Here is a 21,655-nt window from a genome sequence, read left to right on the forward strand (position 1 = left end):
AACTTTCTAGATAAGATTAGGGATAGAACTATTTTAATAAAAAAAGTTTTTAAGGAGTTTAAGTTATGATCTGTGAAAATATAAATTTTGAATTTGGAGTTCCTGTGAAAATTTCTCTCAATTCAATCAGTGGGAAAAAACACTTTAATCGTTCTTTTAAATTAATATGGGTATTAAAAGGGACAATCACTTTCGAAAGCCATAATTTTTATTCTGATACTGAAGAAGTTAGTAATTTAAGTGAAGAAGGTATAGAGATAATTAATTCATTCTCTCCCTTTAAATTAATAAATCAAAGTGAAGATGCAAAATTCCTTGTTTTTGAGTTTAAAAATAAATATTTAAAAGATTTTGAACTTGAATTTGAAGATAAAATTTTTCATATTAATGATAGTAAAAATTTGGGCAAATTAAGGTATTTAGCTGCTTTATTAGCCAAAAATTACTTTAAGGAAGATTATCAACTTTATGGAAAAATAAAAGCTTCTTTAGATGAGCTTTTAACTTTAGTCAATAAAAAATATTGTATTTATAATCAAAGACAGGACGATTTCTTTAATAAAAAGCAGGATGATATTGTAATTAAAGTTATGAAAAGAATAGAAGAAGATTATAATCTCAATTTAACTTTAAATAGTATTGCAGATGAATTCCATTATAATAGTTCATATTTATCAGAGAAGTTTAAGTCTTTACTGCAAATAAATTTTACCGATTATTTAGATAAACTGCGTTTAGAAAAGAGCCTCCAAGAATTACTTTATACAAATAAAAATATTAATCAAATAGCTTTAGAAAGTGGTTTTAGTAATATAAAAAGTTTTTATAGAGTTTTTAATAAGCACTTTGATTTTAGCCCTGTTAAAGTAAAGAAAAATTATCCAAGATTAAAAAAAGATTTTTTGATTGAGGAGTTTGGAGAAATAGACTTCTTTATAATTTATTTTAATCATATCATTAGATCTTATGAAAAAAAAGAGTCAAAAAGAAAAGAGAAATTGCAAAAGAATGTAAAAATTGATTTAGAGCAAAAACACCAAACAATTAACCTTATCTGGCAGAAATTAATTAATGCTGGAACAGCTCAAAGTATAATGGATTCCAATTTAAGAAAACAAATTAGAGATTTACAGCAGCAAATTTCATTTGAATATCTTCGCTTTGAGGGTATTTTTAATGATGATTTAGAAATTATTAAGGGTAATGATACTAAAAGTATTAATTATAATTGGAAATTGGTAGATAATATTTTTGATTTTATTTTAGAAAATGATTTAAAACCTTTTATTGTGCTGAGTTTTATGCCAAAATTAATGGCCAGCAAAGATAAAACCATTTTTTATTATCAAGCTAATTTTTCTCCACCAGAAAACATTGATGATTGGCTTAATCTTATTGATGCTTTTATAATTCATCTTATTAATCGTTATGGAATCAAGAAAATAAAAAAGTGGTATTTTCAAGTTTGGACTGAATTTCCCCATAGAGGTTTTCATTGGGCTGGAACTAAAAGAGAATATTTTGAATTTTATGCTGCTACAGCAAAGAAAATAAAAAATATTTCTTCAGAAATACAAGTTGGACCAGCTTCTGAAAGTTTTCTAGAAGGAAAAATTATTAGTGAAGAGTTTTTAAAATATGCAGCAGATAATGATCTGCCTTTAGATTTTTATAGTATTAATTTATATCATAATACTATTCCTTTGATAGAAGAAGAACTTGATTTAAAAGATTTTTATAAAGAAAGTACTTTAGAAAATATTAAATTTAAGTTTAAAGAAAAAAATTATTCTATAAAAATGGCAGAAAAAATTAAAGCTATTTTAAATAACTATTATCCAAAATCTGAATTAATAACTACTCGTTGGAATGTTAGCTGGAATCCAAAAGAATATATTCATGATACAGCCTTTATGACAAATTATATAGTAGATAATGCTTTAAAACTACAAGATAAATTAGATGGTCTAGGTTATTTAAATTTGTCTGATCTGATCTCTGAATGGCCGATAAATGAGCTCCCATTTTTTGGAGGTAGAGGCTTAATAAATACTGAAGGTATTAAAAAATCAGCTTATTATGCTTATCTAATTTTATCTAAACTTGGTAGTAAAATTATTGAGCAAGGGGATAATTATATTGTAACTGCAGAGGGAGAAGATATTCAAATTATTGTTTATAATTATGCTTATTTAAGTAAAAGCTATCAAAATGCAGATTATAGTTTAATCGATGAATTTGAAAGATATCAGGTTTTTCAAAAAAAAGATCCATTAGAGTTTGATTTAAAATTATTTAATTTAAGTGGTAAATATAAACAGAGCCGTTATTTTTTAAATAGAGACTCTGGTTCTGCTTTTGATGAATGGCTTAAAATGGGAGCTCCCCATGAACTGAGCAGACATGAAATAAAATATCTAAAATACAAATCATTTCCTGATTTAAAAGTGAAATATTTGAATTTAAAAGGGGAACTTGAAATAAATACTGTTTTAGAGGCTCATTCTCTTGAATTTATAATTTTAAGAAAGCAATTTTCGGTGTAAATCCTTTCTTTTTGAAAGTTTATTTACTCAACCCAAAGAAAAGCTATAAAATTTTAGCTTTTTCTTGGGTTATTTTTATTTTCTATTTATTTATTTTTTCTCAGCAAAAATAAAAATTAAATTTTAGACAAAAATAGAAGCGACAAATAATCAAAGTTATTTTATACTGTTAATAGTGATAAAAATAAGAGTTAGTTTTACTAACATAAGTCCAATAAGCATAATTACTTAATTAAATTCCCCGGGAGAATTTAATAAACCCAAAAAAACAGGAGGACTTATTAATGTTAAAAGACATGGATAAAAAAGAGATTGAAAAGAAAAGAAAGAAGTTAAAAGAGAAAGGTAAATATCATAATGCAGAAAAATGGCAGATTGCTTTATTTGCTCTCAATAATACTGCAACAAACACAGCTTTTGTTTTAATAATGTATTATGCATTTTTTACTCAAAATGTTTTGGGGCTTTCAGCTGCTATTGTTGGTGGAATTGCAACAGCAATGAGAATGTTTGATGGTTTTACTGATCCATTTATTGGTTTTATTCTTGATAAGACAGATACAAAGTTTGGTAAATTTAGACCCTTTATGTTTGCAGGCAATGTTATATTAGTGATTACAATAATTCTACTTTTCAACACACCACCAGAGTGGGCTTCAAATATGAAATATATTTATACAGCTGCTCTATATGGTATAGCAATTATTGGATACACTTTTCAAACTTCCTGTACAAGAGGTGCACAAGCAGCTTTAACAAATGATCCAGAACAGCGCCCTTTATTTACATTCTTTGATTCTATTTATAATACGGTTTTATTTGCTGGAGCAACATATCTAATTATGACAGTTATGGCGCCTAATTATGCTCAAAATGTTAATGATCCCCAATTATGGTCTCATGTTTCGATAATGTTTATGGCTGGTTCTTTTGTTATGACTATTCTTGCTATAATTGGAATTTGGTCAAAAGATCAGACAAAGTTTTTTGGTCTTTCAGATGTTAAAAATAATGTTGAGGTTAAATTTGGTGATGCCTGGGATGTTATAAAAAATAATCGTCCACTGCAAATGTTAATTGTTGCTGCTTCAACTGATAAACTTGCTTTAACAGCTAGAAGAGCTGGATTTATTTACTTTTTCTCAAATATTTTATATAACACTGCCTTACAGGGAAGATTTGAAGTGACTGTAATGCTTCCGGCAATTATTGTAACCTATATAGGTGTTAAATTTGCCGAAAAAGTAGGTTTGAAAAATGCTTTTGTTACTTTAACCTGGCTGGGAACATTTTTGATTATTGCTCTTTTAATTCTAACTCCAGTTATTGATGGTGGAGAAATGACAACAGGAGTTTGGATTTTATTAATTGTCTTAGGAGCTCAATATTCAGTAAGTCAGTTAGCTGGTAATATTGTAATTCCGATGATTGCAGATTGTACTGACTATGAAAGTTTAAGGTCTGGAAAGTTTATGGCAGGATTTATAGGAACTATCTTCTCTTTTGTAGATAAGATGATTTCTTCATTAGGTACAGTAATTATTGGTGCAAGTATTGCTTTAGCAGGTTATGGTGGAGTTCGTATACCTCCTAATAGTGCGGTTTCAACAAGTCTTGAGATAGCAATTATGTTTATTATCTTAGGCTTACCTCTAATTGGTCATGTTGCTTCTTTAATTGCAATGAAGTTCTATAAGTTAGATGCAAAAGAAATGGCTAAAATTCAAAATGCTCTTGATGAGAAAAAACAAGCTGCAGCAGATGCTGTTTAATCTTTAAATACAAATAAATGTGGAGTGATAAAAAATGGAAGAGCAATATTTATATCCTGCTGAATCACCAACAAGACAAGTTATAGATTTATCAGGGATTTGGAAATTTAAAGTAGATCATAATTCAGAAGGTAAAGAAAAAGATTGGCAAAATGGACTTGCAGATTATTGTGAAGTTCCTGTTCCATCAAGTTTTAATGATTTATTTACAGATAAGGATATACGCGAACATGTTGGAGATGTTTGGTATCAAACTGAATTTTATTTAGCAGAAGAATGGGAGAACAAAAATATTAACCTTCGTTTTGGTAGTGCAACTCATCGGGCGGAAGTCTGGCTGAATGGCGAAAAAATTGCTGAACACGAAGGTGGCTACATGCCTTTTGGGGCTATTATCAATGAAGCTGCTAATTTTGGTGCTAAAAATACTCTGGTTGTAGTTGTCAATAATGAACTTGATTTAACAACTATTCCTACAGGACAGATAAAAGAATATGATGACGGTAAAAGAAGATTATTTCCATACTTTGATTTCTTTAATTACGCCGGAATTCATTCCGCTGTAAAACTTCAGATTCTACCAAAAGAATATATTTATGATATAACAACAGTTACAGATTTTAAAGGGGATACAGGCTTTGTAGATTACGAAATTGAAAGCAGTTCCCATTCTGAAATAAAAGTTGAATTAAAGGATATTGAAGGAAAAGTAGTCGCTCAAAATTCAGGTGCTGAGGGCAAATTAGAAGTTAAAAATGTTAATCTCTGGCAGCCTGGTGAAGGTTATTTATATAATCTCGAAGTAAGCCTTTTAAGTGCAGGTGAGCTGATTGATAATTATCGCCTGCCAGTAGGAATTAGAACAGTGGAAGTAAAAGGGAATCGCTTTTTAATCAATGGTGAGCCTTTCTACTTTAAAGGCTTTGGTAAACATCAGGACAGTGAAATCAACGGCCGCGGTTTTGATCCGGCAGTAATGATTAGAGATGCTGAGCTTTTAGACTGGATCGGAGCCAATTCAGTTCGTACTTCTCACTACCCTTATGATGAAGAATTTTACCGGATGTGTGACCGCCGCGGAGTTGTAGTAATAGATGAAACTCCAGCAGTAGGTTTGTTTGATATGAATCTTAATTTCCTAGCTGCAGGAACAGGTAAAGAATCGGATTTTTTTGATAAAGAAATTGTCCACGAGCAGACAATAAAAAATCATAAAAGAGAAATTAAGCGTTTAATGCAGAGAGATAAAAATCATGCTTCTGTTGTTATGTGGTGTCTAGCCAATGAACCGGACAGTGCCCAAGAAAGAGCTGAAGAATACTTCGAAGAAATTTTCTCCTATGCTAGAAGCCATGATCCACAGGAGAGACCTCTTACCTTTACTAATATAATGACAGCACCTTACGGCAAGTGTAATGTGGCTCAATTTGCTGATGTAATTTCTCTAAACCGCTACTACGGCTGGTATATAATCGGAGGTTCTGAACTGGAATATGCTCAGAAAGACTTCGAAGAAGAACTTGTCGGCTGGGAAAAAGAAGGAAAGCCAATAGTAATGACCGAATATGGTGCAGATACCAAGGCTGGCATCCATAAATTACCTTCAGTCCAGTGGTCAGAAGAATATCAGAAGGAATATTTAGAATTACAGCATCAAGTATTTGATAACTGTGACTCTATTGTCGGAGAACAGATGTGGAACTTTGCTGACTTCCAGACTGTAGAAGGAATCTTAAGAGTAAATGGTAACAAAAAAGGTGCCTTTACCAGAGACAGACAGCCTAAGATGGCAGCTCACCTCTTAAAAGAAAGATGGGAAAATCTGCCTAATAATTTTAAAGGTTAATCAGTAAATTTAAATTAACTTGAAAAAAATATTAATCATAAAAGATAGGTGAAAAAATGAATAAGATAAAGAATTTTAAAAAAGAAGCTAATTATCTAGTTTGCATAGATTCTGATGGCTCTGCAATAGATACAATGACTGAAAAACATTTAAAGTGTTTTGGTCCTGTACTTGTAGAAGTCTGGGGTTTAAATGAAATCAAAAAAGAATTTTTAAATAAATGGAATAAAATAAACCTTTATTCGAGTACAAGAGGGATAAATCGGTTTAGAGGTTTAGTCGAAAGCTTTAAAGTTCTTAAAGCTGAAGGTATAGAGATGCCTGAGATTAAAAATCTTGAGAACTGGGTAAAAAATAGTGAAGAATTATCTAATCCAGCTTTAGAAAAAGAAATAGAAAAAAGAGAAGATAATACTGATCTTAAATTAGCTTTAAAATGGAGTCAGGAACTAAACAAAGCAATTTCTATACTGCAAAAGGATATTTCAAAAGTGTTTATGGGAGTTAAAGCTTCTTTAGAAAAAATGTATAAAAAAGCAGATTTAGCTGTGGTATCTTCAGCAAATAATGAGGCATTATTAGATGAATGGCATAGTTATGAACTTGATAATTATGTCAAAATCATCTTAGGTCAAGAAGCAGGTGCAAAAGCTGAAAATATTAAAGAATTAATGGATAAAGGATATGATAAAGATAAAGTATTAATGATTGGAGATGCTCTGGGTGATTTAAGGGCAGCTGAAGAAAATAATGTTTTGTTTTACCCTATTTTAGCTGGCAAAGAGGAGAAATCATGGCAGTTGTTATTTGAAGAAGCCTCAGATAAGTTTTTTGCTGGTGAATATAAGGGAGATTATGAAGCAAAACTAATAGATAAGTTTAAATCAGTATTAAGTTAAGATTAATTTAGCATAAATGGAGGAGAAAGATGGTTGATTTAAAAGCAAAACCTTTTTATTTAAATGATGATGACATAAAGTGGGTAAAAGATACAATTGAAGAAATGACTTTAGAAGAAAAAATTGGGCAGTTATTTATTACACGTTTTCATGGTGAGCTTGATGATCCAGAAAATATAGAAAGAATTAAAAATTATCATGTTGGTGGTATTCGTTATGCCAGCAAAAGTTCTGAAGAAGTATATAATTTTATTAAAGAAATGCAAGAAAACTCTAAAATACCATTATTAGCTGCTGCAAATTGTGATAATGGAGGAGATGGAGCCTGTACTGATGGAACTTTTATAGCTAGTGGAGCAATGGCAGAAGCTTCTCAAGCTGAAGAAGTAGCTTATAATGCTGGCTTGGTTAGTGGACGTGAAGCAGCAGCACTTGGTGTAAATTGGAACTATGATCCTTGTGTTGATATTTTATATAATTGGAGGAATACCATAGTTAATACTAGAGCATATGGAAATACTCCAGAAAAAGTCATTAAATACACCTCTGCTTATTTAGAAGGTTTAAAAGACAGTGAACTCAGTGATATTGCAAGTTGTGTTAAACATTTCCCTGGTGATGGAGTGGAGGAAAGAGATCAGCATTTGGTTTTAGGAATAAATGATTTCGAAGCAGAAAAATGGGATAATACCTTTGGTAAAGTATATAAACATCATATTGACAATGGCTTAATGAGTATTATGGCTGGCCATATTGCAATGCCCGAGTACCAAAAAAAATTAAACCCAGAACTAAGTGATCAAGATATCATGCCTGCTACCTTAGCTCCAGAGTTATTGAATGATCTATTAAGAGATAAATTAAATTTTAATGGATTAATTTTAACTGATGCTTCTCATATGTTGGGGATGACTGCTGCAATGCCTAGAAAAGATTATGTACCTAAATCTATTGCCGCTGGTTGTGATATGTTTCTTTTCTTTAATGATATTGAAGAAGACTTTCAATTTATGTTAAATGGATATAAAAAAGGCATAATTACAGAAGAAAGATTAAATGATGCTTTAGAGAGAATTTTAGGTCTTAAAGCAGCGATTAATCTTCACAAAAAAGCAGAGAAAAATGAACTTGTACCTAAAAAAGAAAGCTTAGAAATAATTGGGCAGGAAGAACACTTAGAAATGGCTGCTCAGGCTGCTGACAAAGCTATTACTTTAGTTAAAGATAGTTTAAACCAACTGCCAATAAGACCTGAAACCCATCCAAGAATTAAATTATATTATCTATATGGGGAATTAGGTGGAATCTATAATAGTGATATTTCTTCAAGAGATAGAATTATTGAGGAATTAGAAAAAGTTGGTTTTGAAGTAGATTTAAATGAGGGAGATGGAAGAGAAAAAGGTAAAACAATTGATTATCGCGATAATTATGATGCAGCTTTTGTTTTTGCAGATGTAAGAGGATATGCTCAGCAAAATAATTATCGTATACAGTGGAAAGCTCCAATGGCTAATGAAGTTCCCTGGTATGCTGCTGAATTACCTACTGTTTTTGTATCTTTAAATTTCACTAACCATTACATCGATGTACCAATGATAAAAACATTTATTAATGCTCATTCTAATACAAGAGAAATTATAAAACAGAGCATTGCAAAAATCATGGGAGAATCTGAATTTAAAGGTATTTATAATGAAAATGTCTGGTGTAATACCTGGGAAGCAAAAAGATAAATTTTTGAATAAGCTCCTTATTAAATTAATATAGATATGCAAAAGACCTTACAACTTGCTGCTGTAAGGTCTTTGCAATATATAACCATTATATTAATCTAAATATTTGAAAGTCCTTAGAAACTAAATTGATTTATAAATTATTCTTCCCTGAGCAGGAATATTGATTTTAAGATGCTGATTCCATTGATCAGTTTTTATAACTTCAATTTCTTTTCCGATTTCTTCTCTGTCGGCAGAATAGATACACTTAAATTTATCACCAGGTTCATGTAAAGTTCCATCGATCAAAATTCTAGCACTTTGTTCATTTTCTAGATTACAATTTACTGCCAATAGAAATTCTTCCTGACTGAAAACTCTAGACCAGGCAATAATTTCATTACATCTATTTTGATCTGCAGTTGGAATATGGAATTCTGGATTATATGAGTCTGAAATTTTTCTTAAATATTGGCGACCAATTCTGAGATGAATATATTTATTTCTAATATCAGCAAAATTTTTGATTTCTTGATAAATTGGATTATCTTTATTAAAAAAACTTCTATTTTTTGTTCTAAATGCTCCAAAAGCTCCTCCAAACATAGATTCTCTAATATATTTATCATTATCACCACTGCCATCAAAAGCCTGTTCAGTTCCATAATAAATACAGGGCATACCTGCTGTAAAGAAATTTATGAATTCAGCATTTATTATTAATGGAGCAGTTTTTTTATCAGCACAAAATCTTTCTTTATGTTGCTGTTTATATACCATATCATGATCATCAAACATAGTAATTACTTTTTTGTGATACCACTGATGTTTGCCTTCACTTAATTCTTCAATATTGGTAAAGATTGAAAAATAGTTTTCTGGTGGATAATATCCTTTAGCTACATTTTCTAAGTTTTCAGGTATTTTATTGATACCTAAAGCAGCATTAAGACCTGTTTTTTCACAAATATGCTTTGCAAACTCCATACCTCCTGTTATTTCTCCTACAATGAAAAAATCTTTTTTTCCAATTGTCTGGGCAAATTCTTTTAATTCCTGAACAAAATAACGCACCGCTCCAGGGTTGATGTGTTTGACTGTATCAAGCCTAAATCCATCTAAATCTGCATATGCAATCCAGTATTTATAGCATTCAGTTAGTATTTTTAATGCTTCAGAGGGTTGATAATTTTTTATATCTCCCTCACCAGTATTTATATTTTTTAAAGAATAAAAGTCTCCCTCTCTGTACTCAGGATCATTATCCCAATCGGTAATATAGCCTTTACGACTAAATGTTGATAGTTTAAACAATTCCTCTGGCCAAACACCACCTTCAGGCCAGCTGTTCTCATAATCAGGATTTTGAGGATCAATATCAGCTATACCATCTCCATTCCTGAAAGCCTCAACTTCATATTCTTGACCATTATAGGCAGGGTCATCACTTTTATAGGCGAATACATCACCTGAATGATTAATTATTACATCTAATATAATATAAATTCCCATTGAATGAGCTTTGTCTACCAGTTCTTTTAAATCTTCTTTACTGCCAAAGTGAGGATCAACTTCTAAAAAATTTTGGATTCCATAACCATGATAATTATTAGAAAATGATGGTTGTTTTAGTACAGGACTTATCCAGATCACACTAATTCCTAAACCTTTTAAATAATCTAATTTTTCACTGATACCTTTTAAGCTTCCACCTATCCATTTATCGCCAGCTTCCATCCACTGCTTTTTCCCTTCCTCATTTTGAATAGCATTTTCATAGTCTTTTTCTGGATCATAAAGGGGATAATCTTCTTGATCTGAATTAAACCTGTCGACAAGTAAAAAATAGAAAATTTCTTCATCCCAGGCCTCTGGTGATTTGAAAAAATCTTTATTTTGCGTTATCTCTTTTAAATTAAGCGATTCTATTTTTTTCATAATCAACCCTCTTTCTTTAAATTAGTAGTCTAAAAATAATTATAGCAAATTTTTGCATATTAATAAAGAATATTAACTTTTAAAGCTTACCAAAGATCTCCAATTTATTTGCAGTAAGCTTGGTTTGAGTGAAAAATATGCTATTATTTAAAGGATTATCTCCACTAATAAAGAATATTTAAAACAGACTAGAGACTAAGGTTATTAATTTATAAGCTTATTTCAAAAAAGGGGTTGTTAATAATGATGATTGACTATCAAGTTGGGGAGTATTATACAATAAAAGAGGATCATGATAGTGTTTATGACTTTCCAGATGGAGAGTATAAATTAAAAATTATTATGGAAGGTTTTCCAGAAAAAGTAATTTATACAGAAGATGAGCTAGCTATAGCAGAAGAACTTTGGTTAGAGGGTTTTGAGGGTTTAGAACAATATAAAATAGATTTAGAGGGTAATTGGTATTATTTTGAATTTCCTGAAAACAAAAATAAAGTTGAATATATGTGGATACCAGAATCAATAGTAATCGATGTTTTTGAATAAGTTTTTAACTTTAAAATAAAATATAAAGGGGTAAAGTAATGCTTGAAAAAATTATTCCAATCGTACTTATAATTAGTAATATTATTTTTGTCTTGCTGGGCTGGATGTTATTGTATTTATATTTTAAAAACAAAGATAAATTTGTTTTGTTGGGTGGTTTAACTTATTTAAGCTCGGCTGTTATTGCCCATAATCTTTCAACATGGTGGCCGCTATTAATTGGACTTATTTTAGCAAGGTTATTCAAAAAATTTGAAGTTGAAGTTCCTGAAAAAGAAAATACGGAACTAGATTCTTCTTAAGTAGTTTAGAAATTTTAATATGATTTTAATTTATATGATGTATAATTGATAAAGATAGTTCTAAGGAGGGATATGGATGTCTAAACAATGTGGTGGCTGTAACTGCCAAGCAAAAAATAAATTTGTTGAAATGGCAGCTAAAAAAGACTCAGATAATAACAGGAAAAGAAAATATTCTGTAAAATATAGAATTGATTTAAATAAAGTTGAATGTGGAGAAAAAGAATTTATTGAAAGAATTAAGTCTTATCAAGGGATTGTTGATGAAGTTGAATTTACAGAAGAAGAATTAATCATTTCTTATGATGATAGATTAATAAAACCATCTGAATTAGAAAAAATTGTCTCTTAATTGCTTGCAATTCCTCCTCTTATATTAGATAATGTTTAATAATATCTTTTTTCAAATAATATTTATAAGAATTGTAAAGGAGGAATTATAATGCTGTTATTAAAAGATATAAAAAATAATCCTGATTTTCAACATATGATTGAAGAAGCGAATAATTATTTATCTGAAAAAGGTTATACTGAGCATGGTTTTAGGCATGTTAATTATGTTTCTCAAACAACCGAACGGATATTAAGAAGGCTTAATTATGATGATAGAACAGTAGAATTAGGCGCAATAGCAGGTTATTTGCATGATATAGGTAATATGTTTAACCGTAAACATCATGGTATTTCTGGGGCAAATATAGTCTATACAGAGCTGAGAAGATTGGAAGTGCCTTTAGATGATATTACCAAGATTACAACAGCTATTGCAAATCATGATGTAGATATAGGTAAAGCGGTAAGCCCTATTACAGCTGCTTTAATTTTAGCTGATAAAAGTGATGCTCATCGAACCCGAGTTAACAAAAAGGATTCGACCTTTATTCATGATCGAGTCAACTTAGCAATTCAGGATTCCCAAATTACTGTTCAACCAGAAGCTGAAACCATTACCTTAAAAATTGATTATGATTCTTCAATTAGTCAGGTTATGGATTATTTTGAAATATATCTTTATAGAATGGAAATGTGTAAAGAGGCTGCATCTTATCTAGGCAGTAGGTTTAGACTTTTAATTAATGATCTTGAGTTATTAGGTCATGTTGACTATCAAGAATAATAATTTTTCATATAAGGAAGGTAATTATGTTTTTTAAATTATTGCTGTTGTTTGTTTTAGTGCCTTTAATTGAATTATTTTTACTCCTGGAAATTAGTTCTTATATAGGTGTTTTCACAACAATTATGATAATAGTTTTAACAGGAGTTATTGGCACCATAATAGCTAAAATGCAGGGCTATATGGTGATAAATAATATCAGAAGAAAACTTAATAGCGGCCAGATGCCTACTGATGATTTAATAAGTGCTTTATTAATTCTGATGGGAGGAGTTACACTTTTAACTCCTGGATTTTTAACTGATATTACAGGTTTTTTATTAATCTTGCCAGGGTCTAGAGATTTAATTGCTGCTCTGGTTAAAAAATACTTCTTAAAATATGTGAAAGAGAAGAAAGTTGATTTTCACTATAAAAGAGAAAGAGGTAGTAATCATTCTAGTAATAATAGTCAGGATGATTATATAGATATAGATCCAGATGATATCGAAGATGTTAAAGAATAAAAGAATAAAAAAAAGAGGGAATCAAGCTTTAATTAAAGCTGTGATTTCCTCTTATTAGTTATAGGTTATATTTATGCATTTTGGTAAAGCAGACGATGTCTGAGGTTAAACTCATATGAGAATGCATAACTGTGTTGAGCCTGCATTTCAAAAACAATTTTATTTGTCATTAAAACACAAATTTTGAATGCAGCAGCAATATCATTTTTAAAAGTATATTCGTATTCAATAAATTTTTTGTGTTCATCTTCAATAAAATCTGCTATAGATTTTTTATGAACTGGTCTGGTTTCAATATCTTCTTTGAAAAAGTCTGGATGTAAGTTTTGAGCAATTCTATTTAATTTCCACTCATAAAAAATGTGTTTTGCTTTTTCAAAAAAAGTTCCAGCCTCTAACTCTGGATCTGTATGAGCTCTACTAAAATAATCAGTAATATAGTGGAATAACTCTCCAAGTTTAACAGCAAATTTATATGGGTTTTGATCAGGGTTGATTTCTTTTAACTCTTCATATTCTTTATAAAAGTTTTCTATAGTCTCATCTTTAAAATGACTGATCCCAGTTTCTATGATGTCTGGTTTTATACTTCCCCAGGTCAATGCTGTTTTGGAAAGCCATATATCGTCTTTTGCAAAATAATCATGAATTTTACCGGCCAACAATTTGTGTGTTCTAGTATCCAGTTTGACTACCTCCCGAAGATTTTTCTGATTTCTTAGAGCCGAATTTAATTAACTGATTTTATTCTATCATAGATAAAAGCTTTTGACAAATGGTAATTAATGTTAATAAGCAAAGAATTCTTATCTAATATTATAATTTTCAATATTAAATCTTGTTTGCTTAGTTCTAATTATTTTGATAATATTTTAATTGGAATATAATAATATAAGTGGAGTGATAATAATGAATCCTAAAAAATTAACAGGAGAAAAGGCAGCAGATTTCATTACTGATGGTATGATGATTGGGCTTGGTACAGGTTCAACAGCTTATTACGCGATTAAAAAGGTAGGAGAAATGGTTAGGAATGGCCTTAATGTTAAAGCAGTACCAACCTCAAAAGAAACGGCAGATTTAGCCGCTGAAGAGGGAATTGAGCTAATTGAACTTTCTGAAGTTGAAAAGTTAGATATTACTATTGATGGAGCTGATGAAGTTGATCCAGATTTTAACCTTATTAAAGGAGGAGGGGGAGCTTTATTAAGAGAAAAAATTGTTGCAGCAGCTACTGAGAGATTAATTATTATAGTAGATGAATCTAAATTGGTAAATAAATTGGGTGACTTTTTATTACCGATTGAAGTAACTCCATTTAATTGGGAGTATACACAAAAGATGATCAATAAAATGGGGGCCACTTCTGAGATTAGAAAAAAAGGTGGAGAAATATTTGTAACTGATAATGATAATTACATATTAGATTGTGATTTTGGCAAAATTGAAAATCCAGAAAAACTAACCATTGATTTAAATACAATACCCGGTGTTGTTGAAAATGGTATATTTGCCAATATGGCTGAAATTGTTGTAGTCGGCTATAATGATGGTAAGATAGAAGTTATGTATAAATAATTACAGCATAAAACTTAAAAATGCACTCTTTTTGAAGCTAAGAATTTTTAATCAAAACCTTTAAAAAGAGTGCTTCTTTAACTATTTATCAAGCTTATTATTTTGCAGCCATTTAATAATATCATCAGATTCGTAGAGAGCTTCACCATCAATGAATAAACAGGGTACCTGTCTTTTTCCCCCAACAGCTACTAAAGTTTTAGCTGCTTCCTTATCTTTATTTATATTCTTTAAATTAAGTTCCAGATTATTTTTGTTGATAAATCTTGTTACTTTCCTACAATAAGGGCAGGCTGGATAATAATATAATTTTAGTTCTTGCATCGCTGTTCATCCTTTCAAATTTATTATTTCATTATTAATTATTCTCTTAAAAAACAACAAATCCTTTTAGATAAAGCAATTATTAGATTTTAGAAGGAGGAAATAAATCAATTCTGAAAAAACAGATCAAAATATGTATTTAAAGAAAAAGAGAAAAGGCTAAAATAACTTAGGAAGTAAAATAATTCTAAATTTTATAAATTAAATAAATTTTTGATAAAATTTATGCATAACTCTTTTAAATTTATGTGTTTTTTGATATAATAATAGAAATAGTTAGTTTTCAGTTAAAATTACTAATATTTTTTTGCATAAGGTAAAACTTTTGAAAATAACTTGAGAAGGTGGAGAGTAGATTGAGAAGAAGAGAACGTTTAATCGGTTTTTTCATTATTTTTGTATTGCTTACATTTTCTGCTTATAGTAATTCGATGAATGTTGGGGGAAATCTAAATGCTTTTTCAAATCAAAATATCGTTGAGAGCATAAATACTGAAGAAAATAGCAGAGAAAATAATAATGGACAGAGCTCTTCCTTAAGTGAGAATAAATCAGAAGACAGAGAGCAGCTAAATGCTCAGCTGGAAATTGATAATTCACAAAGTAGAGATAAAGCAAATCAAGTTAAAGAAGTTAAAAGTTTAACAGAAGAAATTAAAGTACATACTGTTAAAAGCGGTGAAACACTTTGGGATATCGCGCGTAATTACTCTTTAAATATCGATTCTTTAATTGGAGCAAACAAGATTAGCAATATGAATAATATTCAACCAGGTCAGGAATTTAAAATTCTGCCTGTAAGAGGTATATTATATCAGGTATCACCTGGTGAGAGTATAAATAGTATATCAGAGCAATTTGACATAAATACTGAAACAATAAGAAAAGATAATAATATTGCAGATGGTGAAGATCTAAGAGTGGATCAAAAGTTAGTTTTAAGAGGAGCTAAACCAGAATTAACATATCAAGATCGACTGGATGAAAAATTAATGTTTCCTATTAATACAAGAATTACTTCACCTTATGGTCCAAGGTGGGGGCGTATGCATTATGGTGTTGATTTTGCAGCCCCAATGGGTAGTCCAATTAGAGCTGCATCTTCTGGTAGGGTTGTTTTTAGTGGTTGGTCTGGTGGTTATGGTAAAGTCATTATTATTGAACATAGAAAAGGTTTAAGAACATTATATGCTCATAATTCACAGCTACTAGTCAGTGAAAGACAGACTGTAGATAGAGGACAGGTTATAGCACGTTCTGGAAACACAGGTAATTCTACTGGTCCTCATTTACATTTTGAAGTTCAGATAAATGGTAGAGCAGAAAATCCAATGGATTATCTACATAGATAAAATAAAATATTAATTAACTCTCTTCTAATTATTAAGCATAAGCAGAAGGGAGTTTTTTATTTGACATAACAATTAACTTATCTTATAATTTAATTAATGAATATTTGAATAATTGTTCATATATAGTTATATTGTGAAGAGGGGGCAGCATAATGGCAGAAGAAAAAGAAGAATATCAAATAGAGGGGCTAAGTTGTTCAAGTTGTGGATTGAAAATTGAAAAAGAAGCTCAAAAAATAGAAGGTTTAAAGAATGTAGAACTCAACTTTGCCACTTCAACCATTAATGTTTTAGGTGATAGCCATAAAGTTTCAAATTTAGAAAAAGAACTACAAAAAATTTCTAATAGAATAGAAACTGGAGTTAAAATAACAAAAAAGAGTAATGATGGAAATTCAAAAGCTTTAAAAGTTATTTCATTAAAAGAATATTTATGGATTAAAAAAGATCTTATTATTGGAGCAATAATTTTCTTTTTTGCCCTAGGTATTTCTTATACTAATTATTTTAGTGCTAACTTCTGGGATAATCTTATTTTAGTTTTTTATCTAAGTGCCTATTTGCTGATAGGTTGGCCGGTTTTAAAAGCAGCATTCAGAAATATTGGTAGAGGTCAAATTTTTGATGAGAATTTTTTAATGACCATTGCTACTTTTGGGGCATTTGCAATTAATGAATATCCAGAAGCTGTTGCTGTAATGCTGTTTTATATGATTGGTGAACTTTTTCAGGAAAGAGCGGTTAATGATTCAAGACGCTCTATAAAAGATTTAATGGATATCAAGGCTGAATATGCTAATTTAATTAAAGATGATGCAATTGTTCAAGTTAAGCCTGAAGAAATAAAAGTTGGAGAAGAGATAGTTGTTAAAGCAGGAGAAAAAATACCACTTGATGGAAAAGTAATTAGTGGTAATTCAGCTGTAGAAACTTCTGCCTTAACCGGTGAGTCATTACCAAGAGAGGTTGAAAGTGGAGATGATGTTTTAAGTGGAATGGTAAACTTAAATCAGCTTTTAACCATTAAGGTAAGCAAAGAATATAATCAATCCACTGTTAAAAAAATATTAGATTTGGTTGAAAATGCCAGCTCTAAAAAAGCAAAAACAGAAAAATTTATTACAAAATTTGCTCGTTATTATACACCTTTTGTGGTTGGAATTGCTTTTCTTGTAGCTGTACTACCACCACTATTAACTGGTGCTGCTTTTAATACCTGGTTTTACAGAGCATTGATTTTTTTAGTTGTTTCTTGTCCTTGTGCTCTGGTTGTTTCAATTCCACTTGGTTTTTTTGGTGGAATAGGACTTGCCTCAAAAAATGGAATTTTGGTGAAAGGTGGAAATTATTTAGAAGCTTTAAATTCGGTTGATAAAATAGTATTTGATAAAACTGGAACCCTAACTAAGGGTAGCTTTGAGGTTACAGAAGTAAAATCTTTCAGCAACTACAGTGAAAATGAATTATTAAAGCTTGCAGCTGAAATTGAACAGTTCTCAAACCATCCTATTGCCCAATCTATTATTGAAGCAGCAGATGGATATCAGAACCATTCTTCAGATTCTGTATATAAGGAGATTAGTGGTGCTGGAATAAAGGCACAATTAAATGGCAAAACTTATTTAGCAGGAAATAAGAGATTAATGGAGAATAATGGTATTAAGCTAGAATTTGATGAAGCAAATGCTACAGTTGTTTATTTAGCGGAAGCTGGTAATTATTTAGGCTATATTTTAATAAGTGACCAGATAAAAGCAGACTCTTTTGAGGCTATTAAGAAATTAAAAGCGATGAATATAAAAAATATTACAATGTTGACTGGTGATAATAATGCTTCAGCTAAAGAAGTTGCTTCAAATCTAGGGATTGATCATTACTATGCTGAATTATTACCAGATCAAAAAATCGAAAAAATCGAGTCTTTATTAGAAAAAGATAAAAAATTAGCCTTTGTTGGTGATGGAATTAATGATGCACCTGTTTTAGCGAGATCTGATCTAGGTATAGCTATGGGAGGTTTAGGTTCTGATGCTGCAATAGAAGCTGCAGATATAGTATTGATGACAGATGAACCATCTAAAATAGCAGCAGCTTTAGAAATAGCTAAAAAAACTAAAAGACTTGTCTGGCAGAATATTGTTATGGCACTTTCTATTAAAGCTGTTGTTATGATTTTGAGTGTTTTTGGTCTAGCCTCTATGTGGGCTGCAGTATTTGCAGATGTAGGAGTTGCTTTAATGGCCCTCTTTAATGTGATGAGAATTTTAAAGTCATGATCTAATCGACTAGGTACAAACTTCAAAAGGATGGAGTGTTAAATATGCTTGAACAAAGCAAAAGAGAAGCTTTAAAAGAAGAAATATGTGATGTTTGTGAGATTTTTAATCCTAATCATGAAGTTGTAGAATTGATGAAACAACAGGAATTAGAAGATAGAGTAGTATTTGATTTGGCAGAGTTATTTAAAACTATTGCTGATCCAACCAGGATTAAAATTTTATATGCTCTAAAAGAGAGAGAACTTTGTGTTTGTGACCTTTCTGAGCTTTTAGATATGAGTTCTTCTGCAATTTCTCATCAGTTGAGAGTGCTGCGTAATAACAAACTTGTTAAGTTCCGCAAAGAAGGAAGGTCAGTTTATTATTCACTTGATGACAGCCATGTTTTGAGTCTTTTTAGACAGGGACTTGAACATGTTTTAGAATAAGCAATAGTTTGCAAAATGATTATTTAATCCCTGCTTTAAAGCAGGGATTATTTTTTTGACAGCTAAATATATAATATGGAACTATAATGAAATAATAAAATTCTAGCAAAAAATAAAATAGAATTACTTAATAATACTTTTAGTGATCTAGATAATGAGCAGAGCATATTAGATGTTGGTTGTGGTACAGGTAGCTATGCTCTGGAATTAGCTAAAAAAGGCTACAGGGTGACTGGGATTGATTTAGATCCAGAAATGATAGAATTAGCTAAACAAAAGAAAGCTGCCTTAAATGATACTGAAGCCCAGCAAAGACTTGACTTTTTTAAACTAGGCATGTTAGAACTTAATGAAGAGTTTAATGAAAGCAGTTTTTCAGGTATCTATATCATTGGTAATGTTTTGGTTCATTTAAATAAAGCTGAGATTAAAGAATTTATTCAAATTTTAAAAGGGTTATTAAAAAAAGAAGGAAAGATTTTGATTCAGATTATTAATTATCAACGTATTTTAGATTTAGGCTTAAAAGGTTTGGCAACACTTTATAGTAAAGATGGAAAAATCCGTTTTGAAAGGGATTATGAATATGATGAGCATAATAATAAAATCTATTTTAAAACAACTTTAGTAGAGCAAAAAAATAATAAAATTCTAGCAAAAAATAAAATAGAACTTTATCCATTAACAAAAGATGAACTAATAGATATACTTGAGTCAGCAGCTTTTAATATTGAGGCAATCTATGGTAATGCAGCTGGTGAGCCTTTTAAAAAATTAGAATCTACACCCTTGATCTTAACAGCTTCAAAATAATCTTTATTAAATTAGTTGAAAACAGGAAGTGAAGTAATGACAAAAAAAAATGCAATATTATTAGCAGGTGGAGAAAGCAGCCGTTATGGTGGAAATAAAGCTTTAATTGAAATTAAAGGAAAGACTTTAATCGAAATTATTTATAATAAATTAAATAGTCATTTTGATAGGGTAATTGTTATTGCAAATGATTATGAGTATAATTTTCTAAAGGGGGCAGAACTGAGGGAAGACCTTATAAAAGATAAAGGTCCATTGGCTGGTCTTTATACAGGCCTCTATTATTCAGATAGTGAATATAATTTTTTAGCAGCCTGTGACATGCCTTTTTTAAGGCAGGAATATTTTTCTTTTTTAGAATCATATTGTCATAATAATTATCAAATAATTGTTTCAGAATACAGAGAGTTTCTTGAACCATTTGCTGCTTATTATCACAAAGATCTTCTAGCTTTAATTAAAAAAAACATAGAAAATAATAATTTGCGGATTAAATCATTTTATAAGCAGAGTAATATTAAAATTATAAAGGAGAATATTTTAGCTGAGCATTTTGATTTGAATGAAATATTTTTTAATATTAATTATCCAGAAGACAAAATTAAAGCAAAAAAAATATTGAGTTTTAAATCATTTAAAAAAAGTTGAATTAATAATTTAGATAAGAAAGGAGCTTGAGAATGAAAAGATTCTTAATTTTTATAACTGTTATTTTTATTATCTTTTTAACTAGTCCTATTGTTATGGCCCAGTTAGTTGAGGTCTCAAGTCTTAATTATTATACTGCTAGAAGAATTGATGTTTCAGAGCTTCGCTTTTATGGTAACCCTACTCCTAATTTATTTGATTATAATAGTGTTATCATAGGTGAAGTCAGAAATAACAGCACTGAGTATATGACAAAAGTACAAATTAAATTAGAAATTTACGATGGAGAAGATTTAATTGCAGAAAAAACAGTTTCTCCTCTTAGTTATCCTTTAGTTCCAGGTCAAACTACTCCTTTTATATTTCCTCAACTCTCTGATATAGTACCTCTTTCTGGTGAGAGTGAAGAGATTAAAGGCCTTTTTGCTTTAGATGATACTTCAGAAGATTGGGATAGTAAAAAAGATTTATTTTTAGACCCAAGAATTGAGATTTATGTTGATAGTTATGAAGAAGATGAGTATCCTCCAAATTTAAAAATTGACCTTAATAATGAGAATTTAAGATTAAAAAACATCTATAGAAGTGGTGAAAATAGAGATGTTGTTAATTATGATTATAGTATAGAGCATCTAGGTGGGAATAAGATTGGAAAACTTTATAATTCTGGTATAGGAGTATATAAAGGGACTGAACTAATTTATCTTGCTTCAAGCAGAAATACCTGTGATACTTTAGTTAATGAAGATAAGGCCGCTTCTTTAGACTACTCTTTATCAATACCTAAACATATAGAAAAGAATGCTAGTAATTTTAGATTATTTGCAACTGGTCAGCTGGCTCATGAAATATTTTTTGAAGAAAATCAGGCTGGTGAAACAACTATGATCTTTAAACTTAAATAACTATATAATTTTTTAATTTTAATCATTGAAATTAATTATTAGCTCTTGACAGATAAAGGTTTAATAAGATATCATATTAACGATAGTTAAATAATTAAACTTTGATAAGAAGTAGTAATTTTCTTAAAGCTGAAAGAG

20 protein-coding genes and 1 other annotated feature (1 of these 21 only partly in view) are annotated in these 21,655 nt (G+C 30.0%); of the genes, 17 read left to right on the forward strand and 3 right to left on the reverse strand.

Annotated features, from left to right (window positions below; translation table 11 throughout):
- Window positions 1–65: 65 nt before the first annotated feature.
- From LJ207_RS02425 to LJ207_RS02445, 5 genes are all read left to right on the forward strand, one after another.
- Complete coding sequence (locus LJ207_RS02425; protein WP_229343757.1) at window positions 66–2,546, forward strand: GH39 family glycosyl hydrolase; 2,481 nt, start codon at window positions 66–68, stop codon at window positions 2,544–2,546.
- A 284-nt stretch (window positions 2,547–2,830) separates the two neighbouring features.
- Window positions 2,831–4,318, forward strand: coding sequence for an MFS transporter (locus tag LJ207_RS02430; RefSeq protein WP_229343759.1), 1,488 nt, complete (start codon window positions 2,831–2,833; stop codon window positions 4,316–4,318).
- A gap of 34 nt (window positions 4,319–4,352) precedes the next feature.
- Window positions 4,353–6,164 (forward strand): beta-glucuronidase, encoded by a 1,812-nt coding sequence (gene uidA / locus LJ207_RS02435; protein ID WP_229343760.1) that lies wholly within the window; start codon window positions 4,353–4,355, stop codon window positions 6,162–6,164.
- 56 nt (window positions 6,165–6,220) lie between these two features.
- Window positions 6,221–7,063, forward strand: a complete 843-nt coding sequence (locus tag LJ207_RS02440) for an HAD family hydrolase (protein ID WP_229343762.1) — start codon at window positions 6,221–6,223, stop codon at window positions 7,061–7,063.
- A gap of 29 nt (window positions 7,064–7,092) precedes the next feature.
- A complete protein-coding gene (locus tag LJ207_RS02445) occupies window positions 7,093–8,799 on the forward strand; it encodes a glycoside hydrolase family 3 protein (protein ID WP_229343764.1) in 1,707 nt (568 codons plus the stop codon).
- Between the two features lie 123 nt (window positions 8,800–8,922).
- Here the strand turns inward: LJ207_RS02445 and LJ207_RS02450 are convergent, their stop codons facing one another.
- Entirely contained in the window at window positions 8,923–10,719 is a 1,797-nt protein-coding gene (locus LJ207_RS02450) for an alpha-amylase family glycosyl hydrolase (RefSeq protein ID WP_229343765.1), read from the reverse strand.
- A 243-nt stretch (window positions 10,720–10,962) separates the two neighbouring features.
- On the opposite strand from LJ207_RS02450, the gene LJ207_RS02455 reads away from it, so the two are divergent.
- The 5 genes from LJ207_RS02455 to LJ207_RS02475 all read left to right on the forward strand — a co-directional run bounded on the left by LJ207_RS02455 (window position 10,963) and on the right by LJ207_RS02475 (window position 13,190).
- On the forward strand, window positions 10,963–11,265 hold the full coding sequence (locus LJ207_RS02455; protein ID WP_229343767.1) for a hypothetical protein: 303 nt from the start codon (window positions 10,963–10,965) through the stop codon (window positions 11,263–11,265).
- A gap of 38 nt (window positions 11,266–11,303) precedes the next feature.
- On the forward strand, window positions 11,304–11,567 hold the full coding sequence (locus LJ207_RS02460) for a hypothetical protein (protein ID WP_229343768.1): 264 nt from the start codon (window positions 11,304–11,306) through the stop codon (window positions 11,565–11,567).
- 76 nt (window positions 11,568–11,643) lie between these two features.
- Window positions 11,644–11,919: a hypothetical protein gene (locus LJ207_RS02465; protein ID WP_229343770.1), complete on the forward strand. Its 276-nt coding sequence runs from the start codon at window positions 11,644–11,646 to the stop codon at window positions 11,917–11,919.
- Between the two features lie 90 nt (window positions 11,920–12,009).
- Window positions 12,010–12,684 (forward strand): HD domain-containing protein, encoded by a 675-nt coding sequence (locus tag LJ207_RS02470; protein WP_229343772.1) that lies wholly within the window; start codon window positions 12,010–12,012, stop codon window positions 12,682–12,684.
- Window positions 12,685–12,710: 26 nt separating this feature from the next.
- Window positions 12,711–13,190, forward strand: a complete 480-nt coding sequence (locus LJ207_RS02475; protein ID WP_229343774.1) for an FxsA family protein — start codon at window positions 12,711–12,713, stop codon at window positions 13,188–13,190.
- Window positions 13,191–13,261: 71 nt separating this feature from the next.
- Here the strand turns inward: LJ207_RS02475 and LJ207_RS02480 are convergent, their stop codons facing one another.
- The gene (locus tag LJ207_RS02480; protein WP_229343776.1) at window positions 13,262–13,852 is read right to left on the reverse strand and encodes a zinc dependent phospholipase C family protein; all 591 of its coding nucleotides are present in this window, start codon (window positions 13,850–13,852) and stop codon (window positions 13,262–13,264) included.
- 247 nt (window positions 13,853–14,099) lie between these two features.
- Here LJ207_RS02480 and rpiA point away from each other — a divergent pair, with 247 nt between their 5' ends.
- The gene (rpiA, locus tag LJ207_RS02485) at window positions 14,100–14,768 is read left to right on the forward strand and encodes a ribose-5-phosphate isomerase RpiA (protein WP_229343778.1); all 669 of its coding nucleotides are present in this window, start codon (window positions 14,100–14,102) and stop codon (window positions 14,766–14,768) included.
- Between the two features lie 81 nt (window positions 14,769–14,849).
- On the opposite strand, the gene LJ207_RS02490 is transcribed toward rpiA, so the two are convergent.
- Entirely contained in the window at window positions 14,850–15,092 is a 243-nt protein-coding gene (locus LJ207_RS02490) for a glutaredoxin family protein (RefSeq protein ID WP_229343780.1), read from the reverse strand.
- 356 nt (window positions 15,093–15,448) lie between these two features.
- Here LJ207_RS02490 and LJ207_RS02495 point away from each other — a divergent pair, with 356 nt between their 5' ends.
- From LJ207_RS02495 to LJ207_RS02520, 6 genes are all read left to right on the forward strand, one after another.
- Window positions 15,449–16,444, forward strand: a complete 996-nt coding sequence (locus LJ207_RS02495; RefSeq protein ID WP_229343782.1) for a M23 family metallopeptidase — start codon at window positions 15,449–15,451, stop codon at window positions 16,442–16,444.
- A gap of 152 nt (window positions 16,445–16,596) precedes the next feature.
- Window positions 16,597–18,720 (forward strand): heavy metal translocating P-type ATPase, encoded by a 2,124-nt coding sequence (locus LJ207_RS02500; protein ID WP_229343784.1) that lies wholly within the window; start codon window positions 16,597–16,599, stop codon window positions 18,718–18,720.
- 44 nt (window positions 18,721–18,764) lie between these two features.
- Entirely contained in the window at window positions 18,765–19,151 is a 387-nt protein-coding gene (locus LJ207_RS02505) for an ArsR/SmtB family transcription factor (RefSeq protein ID WP_229343785.1), read from the forward strand.
- A 117-nt stretch (window positions 19,152–19,268) separates the two neighbouring features.
- A complete protein-coding gene (locus tag LJ207_RS02510) occupies window positions 19,269–19,964 on the forward strand; it encodes a class I SAM-dependent methyltransferase (protein WP_369414143.1) in 696 nt (231 codons plus the stop codon).
- A 36-nt stretch (window positions 19,965–20,000) separates the two neighbouring features.
- Window positions 20,001–20,612 carry a molybdenum cofactor guanylyltransferase gene (locus LJ207_RS02515; RefSeq protein ID WP_229343787.1) on the forward strand — a complete coding sequence of 204 codons (612 nt, stop codon included), beginning with the start codon at window positions 20,001–20,003 and terminating at the stop codon, window positions 20,610–20,612.
- Window positions 20,613–20,644: 32 nt separating this feature from the next.
- On the forward strand, window positions 20,645–21,517 hold the full coding sequence (locus LJ207_RS02520) for a hypothetical protein (protein ID WP_229343789.1): 873 nt from the start codon (window positions 20,645–20,647) through the stop codon (window positions 21,515–21,517).
- A 92-nt stretch (window positions 21,518–21,609) separates the two neighbouring features.
- Window positions 21,610–21,655, forward strand: a binding site (T-box leader) (it continues 195 nt past the right edge of the window).

Source organism: Halanaerobium polyolivorans, assembly GCF_020711195.1.
Taxonomy (GTDB): Bacteria; Bacillota; Halanaerobiia; order Halanaerobiales; family Halanaerobiaceae; genus Halanaerobium; species Halanaerobium polyolivorans.

Coding starts and splice junctions, on each gene's coding strand:
- LJ207_RS02425 (WP_229343757.1), top strand. CDS start 66: ATGATCTGTGAAAATATAAATTTTGAATTTGGAGTTCCTGTGAAAATT.
- LJ207_RS02430 (WP_229343759.1), top strand. CDS start 2,831: ATGTTAAAAGACATGGATAAAAAAGAGATTGAAAAGAAAAGAAAGAAG.
- uidA (WP_229343760.1), top strand. CDS start 4,353: ATGGAAGAGCAATATTTATATCCTGCTGAATCACCAACAAGACAAGTT.
- LJ207_RS02440 (WP_229343762.1), top strand. CDS start 6,221: ATGAATAAGATAAAGAATTTTAAAAAAGAAGCTAATTATCTAGTTTGC.
- LJ207_RS02445 (WP_229343764.1), top strand. CDS start 7,093: ATGGTTGATTTAAAAGCAAAACCTTTTTATTTAAATGATGATGACATA.
- LJ207_RS02450 (WP_229343765.1), bottom strand. CDS start 10,719: ATGAAAAAAATAGAATCGCTTAATTTAAAAGAGATAACGCAAAATAAA.
- LJ207_RS02455 (WP_229343767.1), top strand. CDS start 10,963: ATGATGATTGACTATCAAGTTGGGGAGTATTATACAATAAAAGAGGAT.
- LJ207_RS02460 (WP_229343768.1), top strand. CDS start 11,304: ATGCTTGAAAAAATTATTCCAATCGTACTTATAATTAGTAATATTATT.
- LJ207_RS02465 (WP_229343770.1), top strand. CDS start 11,644: ATGTCTAAACAATGTGGTGGCTGTAACTGCCAAGCAAAAAATAAATTT.
- LJ207_RS02470 (WP_229343772.1), top strand. CDS start 12,010: ATGCTGTTATTAAAAGATATAAAAAATAATCCTGATTTTCAACATATG.
- LJ207_RS02475 (WP_229343774.1), top strand. CDS start 12,711: ATGTTTTTTAAATTATTGCTGTTGTTTGTTTTAGTGCCTTTAATTGAA.
- rpiA (WP_229343778.1), top strand. CDS start 14,100: ATGAATCCTAAAAAATTAACAGGAGAAAAGGCAGCAGATTTCATTACT.
- LJ207_RS02490 (WP_229343780.1), bottom strand. CDS start 15,092: ATGCAAGAACTAAAATTATATTATTATCCAGCCTGCCCTTATTGTAGG.
- LJ207_RS02500 (WP_229343784.1), top strand. CDS start 16,597: ATGGCAGAAGAAAAAGAAGAATATCAAATAGAGGGGCTAAGTTGTTCA.
- LJ207_RS02505 (WP_229343785.1), top strand. CDS start 18,765: ATGCTTGAACAAAGCAAAAGAGAAGCTTTAAAAGAAGAAATATGTGAT.
- LJ207_RS02515 (WP_229343787.1), top strand. CDS start 20,001: ATGACAAAAAAAAATGCAATATTATTAGCAGGTGGAGAAAGCAGCCGT.
- LJ207_RS02520 (WP_229343789.1), top strand. CDS start 20,645: ATGAAAAGATTCTTAATTTTTATAACTGTTATTTTTATTATCTTTTTA.